The sequence below is a fragment of the Salinispirillum sp. LH 10-3-1 genome (genome assembly GCF_030643825.1).
In the GTDB taxonomy this organism is placed as follows: domain Bacteria; phylum Pseudomonadota; class Gammaproteobacteria; order Pseudomonadales; family Natronospirillaceae; genus Salinispirillum.
The window spans coordinates 1410351-1424286 of record NZ_CP101717.1; the positions used below are offsets into that span (position 1 = coordinate 1410351).

Consider the following 13936-nt stretch of genomic DNA (forward strand, 5'->3'; position numbering starts at 1 on the left):
AAAACGCCAGGCCTTGGTCAATGTGCATGTTCGGCCAGAGGGCTGGCCTCCTACGTGCCGGCGCTGGTATGATCGCGCGCTATGCAGCACGACTACCAAGACCTCATTCGGATCTTCAACGACCTCTTTCTGCCGACGCTCAACACGGAACTGGTGGCGGGTGATGGCGAGCCCATCTATTTGCCCGCCGATGCTCAGTATCCGCATCATCGCATCGTTTTCGCCAATCACTTTTATTCGTCGGCCTTGCACGAAATAGGGCATTGGTTGGTCGCCGGACCGGAGCGTCGCTTGCTGGAAGACTTCGGCTATTGGTACAAGCCCGATGGGCGGACCGCCGAAGAGCAAATAGAGTTCGAGCGGGTAGAGGTTAAGCCACAAGCGAACGAATGGATGTTGTCGGTCGCGGCTGGACACCCGTTTCATTTCAGCGCCGACAATTTGAGCACTGGACTGGGTGCGTCGCATGCCTTTAAATGTCATGTGCAGCAGCGAGTATGGTCGCTACTGGATAACGGTTTGCCAGAACGCTTGCGTGTGCTGGTTGAGCGGTTAACAGCCTTTTATGGGCGCGCACCCTTGCAGCGCGACTGTTTCAGTATTGAACAATAACGCAAAAAAATAACGAAAAGGATCACGACATGGCGTATTTGATTTTGGGTCTCGTACTGTTTCTCGGCATACATTCTGTGCGCATGTTTGCGGACGGTTGGCGCACCAATATGGTTGAAAAACTCGGTGAAGGTGGCTGGAAAGGCCTCTATACCGTCGTTGCCATTGTTGGCCTGGTATTGGTGGTTTGGGGTTACGGGCAGGCGCGCTTGAACATGGTGTGGGTGTGGATACCACCTATTTGGACCGCGCATTTGGCCGCCTTGTTGACCGTTCCGGCATTTATCCTACTGGCGGCTGCCTATGTACCGGGCACTCACATGAAAGCCAAGCTGGGTCACCCCATGGTGTTGTCCGTTAAGGTGTGGGCACTGGCGCACTTGTTGGCTAACGGTACTTTGGCCGACATCGTGCTGTTCGGCAGCTTCTTAGTCTGGGCCATTGTTAACTTTGCGAAATCTCGCCGTCGTGACCGTGCGGAAGGGGTCGTGCGTACGGCGGTCGGCGCATCGCGTGATGCCATTGCGGTGGTGATTGGATTGGTGGCTTGGGTTGCTTTTGCATTCTATCTGCATGCTGTATTAATCGGAGTGCGCCCGTTCGGCTGATGGGCCGGTAGGGCGCAAAATGCGACGCCGTTAATTCCTAACTACGGCGTCGCAGGCTTACTCGCCGTCGCTGCACTTTATCCCGCGTGCAGCGACGACCTCTAGGTACTTCGCGTTTGAAGCGGCGGCTCTGGTGCGTGCTCCTGCGCATTCTCTAAGGGTTTGGTCGCGTTCTTTTTGGGTAGCTGAGCCTGGGTTTGAGGGCGTGTTTGCGCGCTTGTCTCCCAGTCCTGCTCATCAATCGTACCCATGTCAAACAAACCAATATCACGCAGCAGGTGATCGCTCATAGGTGGCAGACCACGTACCTTGCCGTGTGTTTTACGATCAGCGCGCTCGCTTTGTTTCAAACGCAAAACAGCCAGAGAGTTTATAAGTAAAGTTAACATCGAAGATTTCCTCCAAGTGGTTTGGAGGCTGCGGATGGTTCAACGCGGAAGAGAGAGGAAAATCAACCTACTGCCCATGCAGACGCACGGATCCCATGATCAGGAAAAACCTGAGACGTGGTATTTTGAAGGGTGATTTGTCGAACTCGGCAGCTGCGGTGAAGATCCGCAGCCGTGATTTACTCAATCAGTCACTGCGAATTTCAAGCGGCATGACACCAGCGTTTAAGCGGTGTAGCCATTCGAAAATTGACTGTTGAGGTATTCATAGTTTTGTCCTATTTTTCTTCGCCAGTAAGGACGAAGTAAATCCAGTCTAAACGGCTTATAAATATATCGTCAACCCTTATAATCAAAAAAATTTAAATTAACTCAATCGGCGACTAGGGCGTCGTGTTTTTCAATTGAGCCCGCAACAACTCGACCACAGGTTCAAACGCTGTACGATTGGCGTCATTCAATTCCACTAAAGCCTCATGCGCGCGCAGTATCATCCGAGCTTTTTTATCCTCTGAGTGTTCACTGCTGGTGACCGCAGAGAAATCAACCGCCTGGTCGGTTGGTTGAGTAATCAATTCAAACACTTCGTCCAGACGCAAACTGACCAACTGATCGTTGATTTCCAGATGCGTAGAAAACAGCGTGGGAGCAGGTAAGTCCTGCGCCTTACAGTGGCGAGCAATACTGGCAAGCAGGCCTATGTGTGTGCTGTCCATGAAGGTGGCTTCATTGAGATCAATCACTACTTGAGCGCAGTGCAACTGGCCCTGACGAAACAGCCGATCGATCAAGTCATCCATCGCCGTAGCGTTGGTATGGCGCAGCTCACCACGTAACTTAAAAAAGCAGGTGTCGTTATGTTGGGCAAACAAAATGTGCTCTTGGGGCATGATTGACTCTCCGTTCATTGCGCGCTCCGACGTTCCAGCTTGAGCAGGGTGAGGTCGTCGGGCATAGCCGGGCGTGAGGGTAGGTCTAAGGCCTCGATGATTTGGTCCACCGTTGCATCTGGCGTACAAAGTTGTTCGCTGAGGTAAGCTAACTTGGCGTCGTTAGTGGGTTCGTCGAGTAAGTCCATAATGCCGTCTGAGAACAGAAAAAGGCAGAAATCGTCGGGCAGTGACATCTGGTGGTTTTGATAGGTGGCGAAGTCGAACATGCCCGCAGGCGTGCTTTTCAGTTCCAGATACTCCGCTGGACGACTCGGATAGCGCAGCAAGGGCCACGGATAGGCACCTGCGTTTGAGTACGTCAGCTCATGCGTACGAATGTCCAGCACCCCGTAAAACAGGGCGATGTACTTGGTCATGTTCTCGCGCAGTAATTCAGCATTCAGTGCCGATAGCACTTCGGCCGGATTTTCAATGCTGCCCGTGCCTTCACGAAGATAAGTATCTAAACAAGTGCTCATAAAGCGTTTCAGATAGACGGTCACAAACGCCGAGGCAACGCCATGGCCGGACACATCGGCGATGTAAAAGGCGACCCGGTCGGCATCAATCACAAAGTAATCGAGAAAATCACCGCTCATAAACTCTGACGGCTTAAGTTTGTGTGAAAAGCAGTATTCACCAAATCTTTGCTCGCGCGGTGGCAGTAACTTGAATTGCACGCGCTTACCGGCTCGCTCACCTTCTTCCAGCTCGGTAAGCGAGGCTTGCAGTTTGTCGTGTGCAGCTTGAAGTTCTTGCGTCCGCTCCGCAACCTGAGCCTCGAGGTTGCTGTTGAGTACGTCAAGGTCCTTAATGGCGATGTAAGAGCGCAGCGCCGACACCACACTGGTGATCAAGCGCTGCGCCGTCATCTCCGTTTTTGACCGGTAGTCGTTGATGTCGTATTGCAGCACCACCCTCTGTTCCGGAGCCTGACCAGGTTGCCCGGTGCGCAAAATAATTCGAATGAGCTTGTTGCCAATGGTATCGCGAATGTGGCGTGCGAGGTTCAAACCGGCGTCTTCCGATTCCATTACCACATCCAGCAGTATCAGCGCGATATCGTCTTGTTGCTCCAACACAGCACGGGCTTCGGAGCCGCTGTAGGCGCTATAAAATTCTGCCCGATGGTTCTGAAAGCGAAATTCACGCAACGCCATACGGGTGACTTGGTGCACTTCCGGTTCATCGTCCACAATGAGAATTTTCCAGACGTGGAGGCCGTCGTCGCTTGGATTTTCCTCGGCGAATTGCAGCGCATCGTCGTTGGTCTGTGGCTGCGAGCTGGTCATCCTATTCTCCTAGTTCACTGAACAATGCGTGGAACTTAGATGCCCCTAAGATAAACATAGTCAGGGTAGGGGGGAACTGCAACGTTGTTCAGCCACACTTAGTATTCAACGTCTTACTAGGTACCGGCGCTTAGACCACGAGGGTTACGCGGGTAAAACTTGTCGGGCAATCGATCCAACAGGGCGAATTTCCGAGTGTTCTTATACGGCATCTTCATAAAGCCAGACACCCCAAGCCCGGTGATCAGCGGCACCGCCTGAATAATGCGGTCTAGCGCCTCGGTAAAATCTTGCTGGCGTGTTTCATCCAGCAATACGTAATAGTTGTGAATCTTCAGGTGCGTCGGCAGCGACTCGAAGATGATCAACCCGGTGTGTCGAATGTCATTCAACAAGGCGATTTCGCGCATGATCTCTTCGGGCAGGCTGAGAAACTCATCGGGGTCTTGGCCGTCTTCAAAGTAAGAGTGATTGCGGCTTTTGTCCTCGCTCAGGGGCGCGGCGTGCACGTCGAATGGAATGCGCATGTCGGCGGGCGGAATAAAAGGCTCCGACTCAGAGGCACGGTCAATGTGCTGGGTGATCTTGGCATTGAACATACAGCACTTAAATACCCCTTCACGCTTGATCGCCCGGGCGAGCGTGACGATGTTGTTGACCGCTGTCACAAAGGATTTCTTCAGACTGACATCGTGCATGTTCATACTGGAATCAATGAACACCTCGTCGCCTTCCCAGCGCACCGCCAAGCCGCCCAGTACGGGATACTTGCCTAAACGGCTGATCGCGGCCAGAAACGCCCGCTCGGTGTGTCCCATGCCGTGCATAAAATTCTTGTAGTACTTCTCCAACTCCACGTCGTCCACCTCGGCCATCAGATAGTGGTCGAGATTACCGGCGCGCAGAAAGCTCTTGCGTGAGCTGTACACCACCGACTCGATATCCGGCACATCATCGAAAGCCCACACTGGAATCTGCGGTTTTTCGTCTTCCTGCGGTAAGTCCACCATCACGATATGGCGCATGTGCGGCATGCGACGCAACAAATAGTCGCCGGCTTTGCGGCGCTCTTGGTCGTTACCGGCCAGCAAAGTTTGTAAGGTCACGGCGAACTCTTGGGGCAGGCCTAACGAAGTGACTGGAATAGCGTCATAGCCATAGCGGCAGCTTTGTCCTGAGGCGAGGGCATAAAGCGTACCGGCAGCACCTTGCTCATCGAAGCGTGGTGAGCTGAGGCCACCGTTCAGTTGGTCTTCGCCGATGAAATACACGTCGCCCAATTTGGCGTTGGTGCTGTTCATATCTTCGCTCATCAGGCTGAACTGGTTGCGCCCGACCGGTTGGCCGTTGGCATCGGTCTGCGCGAACACGCTGGAACCCCAGTCGATCAGCTTGATGGTTTCGGTTTGTGGATCAAAAACGATATTGGACGGCTTGATGTCGCCATGCACGATGGGGCTTTCTGCACCTTCGTGTTGAAACTCGCGCAGGGCGAGCAGAACGTCGATTAACTGCGCTGCAATCTTTATCACCAAACGCGGCGACAGCTTGCCATAGCGCACTGAAAAGGCTTCGAGGTCCATGCCGCGCGCCCGTTCCATCATTAGCACCGACTGGCGTGAAATCTTGGTGTATTCGCTGACCTCGGGGATTTGCGGATGGACGACCTGGCTTTGCATCCAGGCTTCGTCTTCCAGGCGGTCTTGAATGTGTTGCGGCAGGTTGATGCGGGAGAACTTGAACACGTAGTCGGTGTCGTCGGTGGAGCGTCCACCAAACACAAACCCGTAAGCGCCCTTGCCGATGAACTCGATGTGACTGAAACCCAGCTGGCGTAACTGCGCCATACACAACTGCACCCAGTCTTTTATCTTTTGAGCGTCTTGGTGGCTCATCAGATAAATGGACTGTTCTTCGTTGATGTAGAACTGCTGCAACACCGGTTGGGTCATTAGGTTTTCGTTTGAATTTCAACGTTTGATGGTTGTGTTGGCGTAGGAGGCCAGCCCTCTGGCCGAATCTTCGCGCAGAGGGCTGCGCTCCTACGTCCTTATCTTCGCGCATGCGGTGCCCTGCGGGTGTAAAAACCCGCCCTACGGGACTACCGCAAATCCGCCATCATACTCGCGGGCTCTTCCAAATACACTTTCCACTGGTTGCAAAAACGCGCAATGGTACCGCCATCAATCACGCGGTGGTCGCCGGACCAACTGACTTGCATGATCTTGCGCGCCGTCACTGAACCATCGGCGGCGAAACGCGGCAACGACTGCACTCGCCCTAACGCCACAATGGCCACTTCGGGTTTGTTGATGATCGGCGTGGCCACCGTGCCACCCAAGGCACCGATGTTGGAGATACTGATGGTGCCCGACTTCATATCGCCGGGTGCCACGCGGCCCGCGCGGGCGGCGTCGGTTAGGCGATTCACCTCACGTGCGACGTCCTTCAATGTCAGGTTTTGTACGCCTTTCACATTGGGCACCAGAAGGCCCATTGGGGTGTCTGCCGCCATACCGATATTGATGTCGGCCAAGTACGTCAGCTCCGTACAATCGCTATTCACTCGGCTGTTCAAAACCGGGTAGTGCTGAATCGCCAGCGCCATGGCTTTCATGATGAATGGCATCATACTCAACTTGATGCCATCCGCAGCGAACGACTCTTTTAGGCGCGCGCGCAGGGCGTCCAGCTCGGTCACGTCGATTTCATCCACATAGGTGAAGTGCGGAATGGTCGAGGCTGAATCCATCATCTGCTTGGCCATGGCCGCTTTGATGCCCTTAATAGGCTCGGTGCGGTCGGTGGCCGACGGTTGCCAACTAACGGTTGAAGCAGGCTGTTTAGGATGCGGCGATGCGTCCGTCGACCCATTCACCACAGGCAAGAGGTCTTCTTTCAGCACTCGACCGTCTTTACCAGAGCCCTGCACCTGAGCCAAATCCAAGTTGTGCTCACGGGCAATGCGGCGCACCGCCGGGCTGGCGAGGGTTTTATGGCCGCGCAGCAGTGATGGCGCGGAGTTCTGGCTCGGTTCATTAGACTGAGTCGTTTGCGGTGTCGGTGCGGCTGCGGTCGGCGCTGGTTGGTCGGTTGTGCCTGCCGCGCTGTTATCACTGGCAATCTCAATTTCAAACAGCGGCTCGTGTACCTTGGCAATGTCGCCTTTCTGGCAATAAAGCTTGCTGACGGTGCCGGTGTGCATGGCGGTGATTTCCACCAACGCCTTGTCGGTCATCACGTCGGCAACAGGCTGGTCTTCCTGAATGTGTTCGCCTTCGGCCACATGCCATTCCACCAACTCGCATTCCACGATGCCTTCGCCGATGTCGGGCAGAATAAAATCAATTTTCATAGCGTTTCGTGCTCCACAAAATTCGGCTGATCAATAAGCGAGACTGGCCTTAATGGCCTCATACGTCTTCAGGTGATCGGGCATGTACTCTTTTTCCAGCGCGAGCGGGAAGGGAGTATCCATGCCGGTTACGCGCACTATGGGCGACTCCAAATAGAGGAAGCAGCTCTCTTGAATGGACGCCGCGATTTCCGCGCCAAATCCGCTGGTACGCGGCGCTTCATGGTTGATCAACAAGCGGCCGGTTTTCCTTACGGATTCGGCCACGGTGTCACGATCCCATGGCAGCAGGGTACGCAGGTCGATGATCTCGCAAGACACACCATCGTTTGCTGCCATGTCGGCCGCTTTCTCAATGGCTTCCATCTGCGCGCCCCATGCCAGCAGAGTAATGTCGGTGCCTTCGCGCACAACTTCTGCCTTGCCGAGAGGTAGCTCATAGTCGGTGTCGGGCACTTCCCCTACCGAAGCGCGATAGAGCTTTTTCGGCTCGAAAAACAACACCGGGTTGTCATCACGAATCGACGCCAACAGCAGGCCCTTAGCTTGCTCGGGGTTACGCGGCACCACCACTTTCAAGCCGGGCGTGTGCGTGAAATAGGCTTCAGGCGACTGCGAATGGTAGTGACCGCCATTGATACCACCGCCGTAAGGCGTGCGAATGGTCAAACTGCCGACATTGAATTCGTTACCGGAGCGGTAACGGAACTTCGCGGTCTCATTCACGATCTGGTCAAAAGCGGGGAAGATGTAATCCGCGAATTGGATCTCGGCAATCGCTGTCATACCTTGTGATGCCAAACCATTAGCGAAACCAATAATGCCTTGCTCGGTCAGCGGAGTATTGAAACAGCGCGCCCGCCCGTGTTTTTCCTGCAGGTGGCTGGTGGCGCGAAAAACCCCACCAAAGTGGCCCACGTCTTCGCCAAAACACACGGCTTTTTCGTCTGCACTCATCGCGGTATCGAGGGCGTTATTGATCGCCTGCAATAGATTCATCTTACTCATCGGCAAACCTCCACGATGACTTCTTGTACTGATCAGGGTATTTGCGAATGTGTGCACGCAAGGCGGCTTCTTGCTCTTGCAGGTGCCAAGGTATTTCGCTGTATACGTCAGTAAACAAGTCTTCCAGCGGTGGGGCAGGGATCTTTTCCGCCACTTTCATGGCGTCGACCACCGCTTTGCGATGGGCTTCTTTGGTGGCGGTGTCTTTTTCTTCGTCCCACCAGCCTTTTTTCATCAGGTAGTTTTTCATGCGCAGCACCGGGCATTTGGCACGCCAGGTATCCTCTTCCGATTTGCTGCGGTAACCGCTGGGGTCATCGGAGCTGGAATGCGCACCCAAACGGTAGGTCATGGCTTCAATCAACACCGGTTGGTTTTGTTCCACCGCCAGCTTGCGGGCTTCTTGCGTTGCCAACAACACGGCCAGCACGTCGTTGCCGTCGACGCGAATGGTCTTGATGCCATAGGCCGGACCACGTGGAGCGATGCCATCACCGGCGAACTGTTCATGCGCGGGTGTGGAAATGGCGTAACCGTTGTTGCGACAGAAGAAGATGGCCGGTACTTTTAATACGCCCGCCATGTTCAGTGCTGCGTGAAAATCGCCTTCCGAAGCAGCGCCTTCGCCAAAATAGCAGATCACGCAGTTCTTCTTGCCTTGCGCTTTGAACCCATAGGCATAGCCAGCAGCTTGCGGCAGCTGTGTACCCAAGGGGGAGGAAATGGTCATGTAATGCAGGTCGTGCGAGCCGTAGTGGATCGGCATCTGGCGGCCTTTGCCCAAGTCTTTCTCGTTGGAAAAGATCTGGTTCATAAACTGTTCGGGGGTGAAACCTCGAAACCGCAGCGCCCCCTGCTCACGATACTGCGCCATGATCATATCTTCTTGATCCAAGGCGGCAGCGCTGCCAATGTCGGTCGCTTCCTCACCGGTTTCGGTCAAATAGAAGCTGATGCGGCCTTGCCGTTGCGCCGCCAACATGCGCTCGTCCAGCGCGCGCACGAACAGGAACGTGTCGTAGATTTTTAACGCCAGCGCCTTGTTGATCTTCGGCAATTTGGCATCCGGGTAGATGTCGCCATCCTGCTGCAATACGCGCAGCGTCGGGATGGTCAGGTCGCTGCCGTCGATAAATACCGGCTTATGCACGATGCGGGCATCGGTTTGTCGTTTGTCACTCATAAGCTACCTTCTTGTTGTTGTCGCTACACTACCGATTTTGTCAGCAGCGCACTTTCTTGCGCGGCGGGGTCACCACCGACACAGACATTGGTTTCACTCAGTAACATTAGCTGAGGATGGGCCGCTTGTCCCGATCCGCAGTTTACGTAAAGGTTAGCTTATGAGGTAAGATTGTGCTCGTTTTTTCGCGGTACGCTTGTCTGGCTTGCGGGCAAAACTGGAATCATTTCTGAACACTTCAAGTTTTGCTCAGCCTAACAGGCGGTGCATCGCAATATTGTTATTTATCGTTAAACTTATACCGATGATTGCCGCTATCAGCTATAACAGCTACTAGAATAATAACACCGAGGCCGAATTCAGAGTTGTATGAATAGACCCGCGCGCTGCCCATACTGTTTTCGTGTATCTGTGATTGGCGCGGCCGCGTTGGTGTTCGTGATCCTCATGTTACAGCCGTCACGTTTCGCGATTTCAGAGCTGCCCTTTGTGTTGTATGAGTGGACAGGTGAGCCCGGTGCCTCCCTTGATGACTTGGCGGTGGCGGATGATGCACGTTGGCAACCCTTGCCACCTCGAACGGATGGCCTCGGATTTCGCCAGCCGGAAGTGTGGTTGCGCTTAACCCTGCCTCGGCAGTTACAAGAAGCTCCGGCGCTGGTGTTCAGTGCGCCTTACATAGATTACTTGGACGTTTATAGGTTGACTCCTGGGTCAGCCCCTGAATTGTTGGCGGCGGTGGGTGATCAACGGCCGTTCTTCGATCGACCCGTGTTGGTGCCGCAGGTAGTAATTCCTCTGCCAGCCGACATAAATGCCAATGATGAGCTACTCTTATACGTAGCCAACGATGGCGCATTGTTGTTTCCCCTGATATTGGCACCCTCTATGGATGCAGTGCTGGGCAGTTATTCTGCCCAGCTTTATTTTCATGGGCTCATGAGTGGTATCTTTCTCTTCACAGCAATGTTGGCGATTGCCATGGGGCTCACCCTTCGGCGCTCGGCGGAGTTGCTCTTTGCTGGTCTGATCATCAGCATCTTAGGGGTGCAGGCAGAACTTAACGGCGTGCTGTACGCCTTCCTATGGCCCACCTTGCCGCAACTGAATATCGCCATTTTCCCCGGCACCATGGCCGCGGCGATCTTTGGCGCGACCTTCACACTGTTGTTTCTGAACACCAACAAACAACCTAACCGGCTCAACGGTTGGATACTAAAGGGTTGGGTCGTCGTTCTCTGTTTATTGTTGGTGACTTGGTTTATTAACCACTTTTTCCTCGGATTCTCCGGCCAAAGGTTAGTGCAGATCAGCCAGATCGTGGCTGCGCTGGTCGGTGTCAGCATGGTGGTTGAAGGTATTCGAGCCTCGCTACGCGGCAGCGAAAAAGGGCAGATATTCCTCGCCGCTATGCTGCTGATCATTACAGGTGCTTGCCTGTTGTTCGCACGTTCGGCTGGTTTGCTGCCGGATTCTTTATTGACGGGTTCAGCTCTGGAGGTAGGGGCTGTGCTGGCCGTTATTATCCTCACCGGTGCTGTAATTCGAGAAACCTATCTCGAGAAAACTCAACGCATCGATACGCAAAAGGCACTGATTGAGCAGGAAGAGAAGAACGCTGAGCTGCAAAATAAGATGATTCGCCAAGCGCTGACGAATGACATCCTGGGCTTACCCAATCGGCAATCTCTGGTCATGTTTTTGGATAAGCACACCGAGAACAAGGCCTGCTTAATACTTATAGAGTTCCGGCACTATCACAATATAGAACGCACCATGGGCGTGTCGGTAGCGAACGACGCCTTAGTGTCCTTGGCAAGTCGATTGAAACTGTGGATAGCAAACCAGCGACAGCAACTCGCGTACCCGGATCATCCTGACCAATTGTACGCTGTGCAAGACAACGTCATGGGAATACTGGTCACAAAGGATTCCGTGAAACGTCTTCTGGCTTCCCTGCGCGTGGCATTGGAGCCCGGTGTATCCATCGGCAACTTCGAAGTAGACATGTCACCGGTGTTTGCATCCATAGACTGCCAAAAATACGGTATGAATGCCGAAGGTTCCGTGTTGGCGGCATTGGCGTCATTGGATCGCGTGGTGATCAGTCCAGACCATTTGGCCTATGAGCCAGCGCACCAACAAGAAGGGCGCGACAAACTGTTCCTGCTCAGCGCCTTGGCGTCGGCCATCGATCAGTCGGATTTAGAATTGTATCTACAACCGGTTATGAACCTGGATGACGACTCCGTGCCCGCAGCGGAGGTGCTGTTGCGTTGGAACCACACAGTACTGGGTGAGGTGTCGCCTGCGGTATTTGTGCCATTGGCCGAAGAAACGGGCATTATCACACGCCTTACGCTGTGGTTGGCAGGCGAGGTATGCCGTGTACACCATGAACTGCGCGCCGCGGGTATTGATATCGGGCTTTCCATCAATATATCCGCCGAAGATCTGGCTCACCCAGAAACCATTTCACGCGTGCTGTCGATTGCTCGGGAACGCACCGGCGGCAATTTGCGATTGAAGTTGGAGCTTACGGAAACCGCCGTGATGCGGTCAGGCAATGCAGTGCGTCAGTCGGTCGATATGATCAAAGCGTCCGGACTGGGTTTTTCAATAGACGATTTCGGAGCCGGGCATTCGTCGTTATCGCGTATTCATGAATTACCGGTGAACGAACTCAAAATAGATCGTTCAATTCTGGAACAGGCGCTGAATAGACAAGAGTTTTCAGTACTGGAGTCCGCTATAGGGTTAGCGCGCAGCTTGAAATTGCGGGTCGTCGCGGAAGGGGTATCATCGCAAGAGCAATTGACCCTGTTGCGCCGACTGAACGTCGACGCGGTGCAGGGCTTTCTCATTGCGCGACCGATACCCGTTTCTGAGTTTATTGAATGGTATGGCCGCCGTTAACCGGGTTCGAAAACGCTGATACGGCTTGAATCGCCTTGCTGATGTCTTTATCTCCCACATCCATATGCGTTACCCAACGAATACGCACCATTTGTCCGGAAGGGGCCTGATGGTAGCCATTGGTCACCAGTACATTGTCGGCCGCTAAATACGCCAACAAGTCTTGTGCGATATCAGGCTGCACGTCCATAAACAGAATGTTGGTGTTGGGCGAGTGCACAACCACCTTGCCTTTTAACAGCGGCGACTCCTCACAGACTCGGCGCAGCTCGCTGGCCAGCGTTAATATGTTTAAGTGATCTTCCGCCAAACGGTGCACATTGTTCTGCAAAGCATAATGACCGGCAGCAGCCAGAATACCGGCTTGGCGCATCCCGCCGCCCAGCATCTTGCGCACGCGGCGTGCTCGTTTGATCAGTTCGTGTGAGCCTAGCAGCAACGAGCCTACCGGCGCGCCCAAGCCTTTTGACAAACAGATGGACACTGAATCGTAGCCCTGGCATAACCGTCGTGCGGTGGCGATGGGGTCGCTGCCATCTTCCTGCGCGACCGACACCGCTGCATTAAATAAGCGTGCGCCATCGATATGCGTGGCTAAACCCCGTGACTTCGCCAGCTCGGCCGCCGCTTGCATGTATTCAGCAGAGAGGACCTGCCCGCCCACGGTGTTTTCGATCACCAACAACCGAGTGCGGGCGAAGTGCATGTCATCGGGCTTGATAGCCCCAGCGATATCGGCCAAGGCCAATGAACCGTCGGGTTGATTGGCAACGGGCTGTGGTTGAATAGAGCCGAGTACCGCCATTCCACCGGCTTCCCAGCGATAGGTGTGCCAGTCTTGGCCGACAATGGCCTCATCACCACGTTGGCAATGGCTCATGAGCGCGATTAAGTTGGTCTGTGTTCCGCTAGGGGCAAACAGCGCGGCCTCATAGCCTAACATCTCTGCGGCCATGGTTTGCAAGGCGTTCACCGTCGGGTCACTGCCAAACACATCGTCGCCTAAGGGTGCGGCCATCATAGCCTCTTTCATCGCAACAGAGGGTTGCGTGACCGTATCGCTGCGGAAGTCGCTCACATGAATACTCCTGATGAAGATACTGCAAAAACAACAATGTGCCTTCAGATGTCGACGAATGCAACAGAAGCTAACGGAGTAAGGCAGGTGTTCACACCTGCCGCGGTGCGGCGGGTATAAATATCCTCCCAACATGTTCTGTGGCAGAAGCAAAAAAACCCGCTATATTAGCGGGGAAAAGGTCTCTCTTGAATGAGTCGAGTGTTGAGCATACCGAACTGTTTAAGCTCACTCCGTGCGCTTCCACACTAAGCTACTTGATGCTGACGACCAGAGCACGCCACAGACTCGACCAGATATCAGGGTAGAAAATTTTCCAATACCCCAGAATGTCAGCCGCGCCATCGGCCAGCGTATAGCGCAAGCCAGCATCGCGCTTCTGTAGCCATAGACCAAGGCCTGCCCCGGAAAGGGTAGCAACCGCGAAGGCCTCCGGTGAAGTGAGTTTGTTGCGCAGTACAGTGGTGAGTGTACCGGTCTGAGACTTCAACTGTTGCCGCTTTACCGGTAACCGAAATGCCAGCTCGTCGATGCGTTGATCCAGATCTCGCGATGAAAACACT

The 13936-nt window shown here is 54.1% G+C and carries 12 protein-coding genes; 3 read left to right on the forward strand and 9 right to left on the reverse strand.

Annotated features, from left to right (window positions below; translation table 11 throughout):
- The first annotated feature begins 81 nt into the window (after window positions 1-81).
- Together NFC81_RS06270 and NFC81_RS06275 are read left to right on the forward strand one after the other, a co-directional pair.
- Window positions 82-612, forward strand: coding sequence for an elongation factor P hydroxylase (locus tag NFC81_RS06270; RefSeq protein ID WP_304996672.1), 531 nt, complete (start codon window positions 82-84; stop codon window positions 610-612).
- Between the two features lie 29 nt (window positions 613-641).
- Window positions 642-1220, forward strand: coding sequence for an NnrU family protein (locus tag NFC81_RS06275; protein WP_304996673.1), 579 nt, complete (start codon window positions 642-644; stop codon window positions 1218-1220).
- Window positions 1221-1321: 101 nt separating this feature from the next.
- Here NFC81_RS06275 and NFC81_RS06280 read toward each other — a convergent pair whose 3' ends face one another.
- The 7 genes from NFC81_RS06280 to NFC81_RS06310 all read right to left on the reverse strand — a co-directional run bounded on the left by NFC81_RS06280 (window position 1322) and on the right by NFC81_RS06310 (window position 9379).
- Window positions 1322-1609, reverse strand: coding sequence for a hypothetical protein (locus NFC81_RS06280; RefSeq protein WP_304996674.1), 288 nt, complete (start codon window positions 1607-1609; stop codon window positions 1322-1324).
- 383 nt (window positions 1610-1992) lie between these two features.
- Window positions 1993-2517, reverse strand: a complete 525-nt coding sequence (locus NFC81_RS06285; RefSeq protein WP_304996675.1) for an STAS domain-containing protein — start codon at window positions 2515-2517, stop codon at window positions 1993-1995.
- Window positions 2514-3833, reverse strand: a complete 1320-nt coding sequence (locus NFC81_RS06290; RefSeq protein ID WP_304996676.1) for a SpoIIE family protein phosphatase — start codon at window positions 3831-3833, stop codon at window positions 2514-2516. Before NFC81_RS06290 ends, NFC81_RS06285 begins: the two co-directional genes overlap by 4 nt.
- 116 nt (window positions 3834-3949) lie before the next feature.
- Window positions 3950-5785 (reverse strand): serine/threonine protein kinase, encoded by a 1836-nt coding sequence (locus NFC81_RS06295; protein WP_304996677.1) that lies wholly within the window; start codon window positions 5783-5785, stop codon window positions 3950-3952.
- 149 nt (window positions 5786-5934) lie between these two features.
- The gene (locus tag NFC81_RS06300; protein WP_304996678.1) at window positions 5935-7188 is read right to left on the reverse strand and encodes a 2-oxo acid dehydrogenase subunit E2; all 1254 of its coding nucleotides are present in this window, start codon (window positions 7186-7188) and stop codon (window positions 5935-5937) included.
- Window positions 7189-7218: 30 nt separating this feature from the next.
- Window positions 7219-8196, reverse strand: coding sequence for an alpha-ketoacid dehydrogenase subunit beta (locus tag NFC81_RS06305; protein WP_304996679.1), 978 nt, complete (start codon window positions 8194-8196; stop codon window positions 7219-7221).
- Entirely contained in the window at window positions 8189-9379 is a 1191-nt protein-coding gene (locus tag NFC81_RS06310) for a thiamine pyrophosphate-dependent dehydrogenase E1 component subunit alpha (protein ID WP_304996680.1), read from the reverse strand. The genes NFC81_RS06305 and NFC81_RS06310 overlap by 8 nt, the downstream gene beginning before the upstream one ends.
- 369 nt (window positions 9380-9748) lie before the next feature.
- Here NFC81_RS06310 and NFC81_RS06315 point away from each other — a divergent pair, with 369 nt between their 5' ends.
- Window positions 9749-12295: an EAL domain-containing protein gene (locus NFC81_RS06315; RefSeq protein ID WP_304996681.1), complete on the forward strand. Its 2547-nt coding sequence runs from the start codon at window positions 9749-9751 to the stop codon at window positions 12293-12295.
- On the opposite strand, the gene ltaE is transcribed toward NFC81_RS06315, so the two are convergent.
- The gene (gene ltaE, locus NFC81_RS06320) at window positions 12270-13373 is read right to left on the reverse strand and encodes a low-specificity L-threonine aldolase (RefSeq protein ID WP_304996682.1); all 1104 of its coding nucleotides are present in this window, start codon (window positions 13371-13373) and stop codon (window positions 12270-12272) included. The genes NFC81_RS06315 and ltaE overlap by 26 nt on opposite strands.
- 253 nt (window positions 13374-13626) lie before the next feature.
- Complete coding sequence (locus NFC81_RS06325; RefSeq protein ID WP_304996683.1) at window positions 13627-13935, reverse strand: hypothetical protein; 309 nt, start codon at window positions 13933-13935, stop codon at window positions 13627-13629.
- Window position 13936 lies beyond the last annotated feature (1 nt).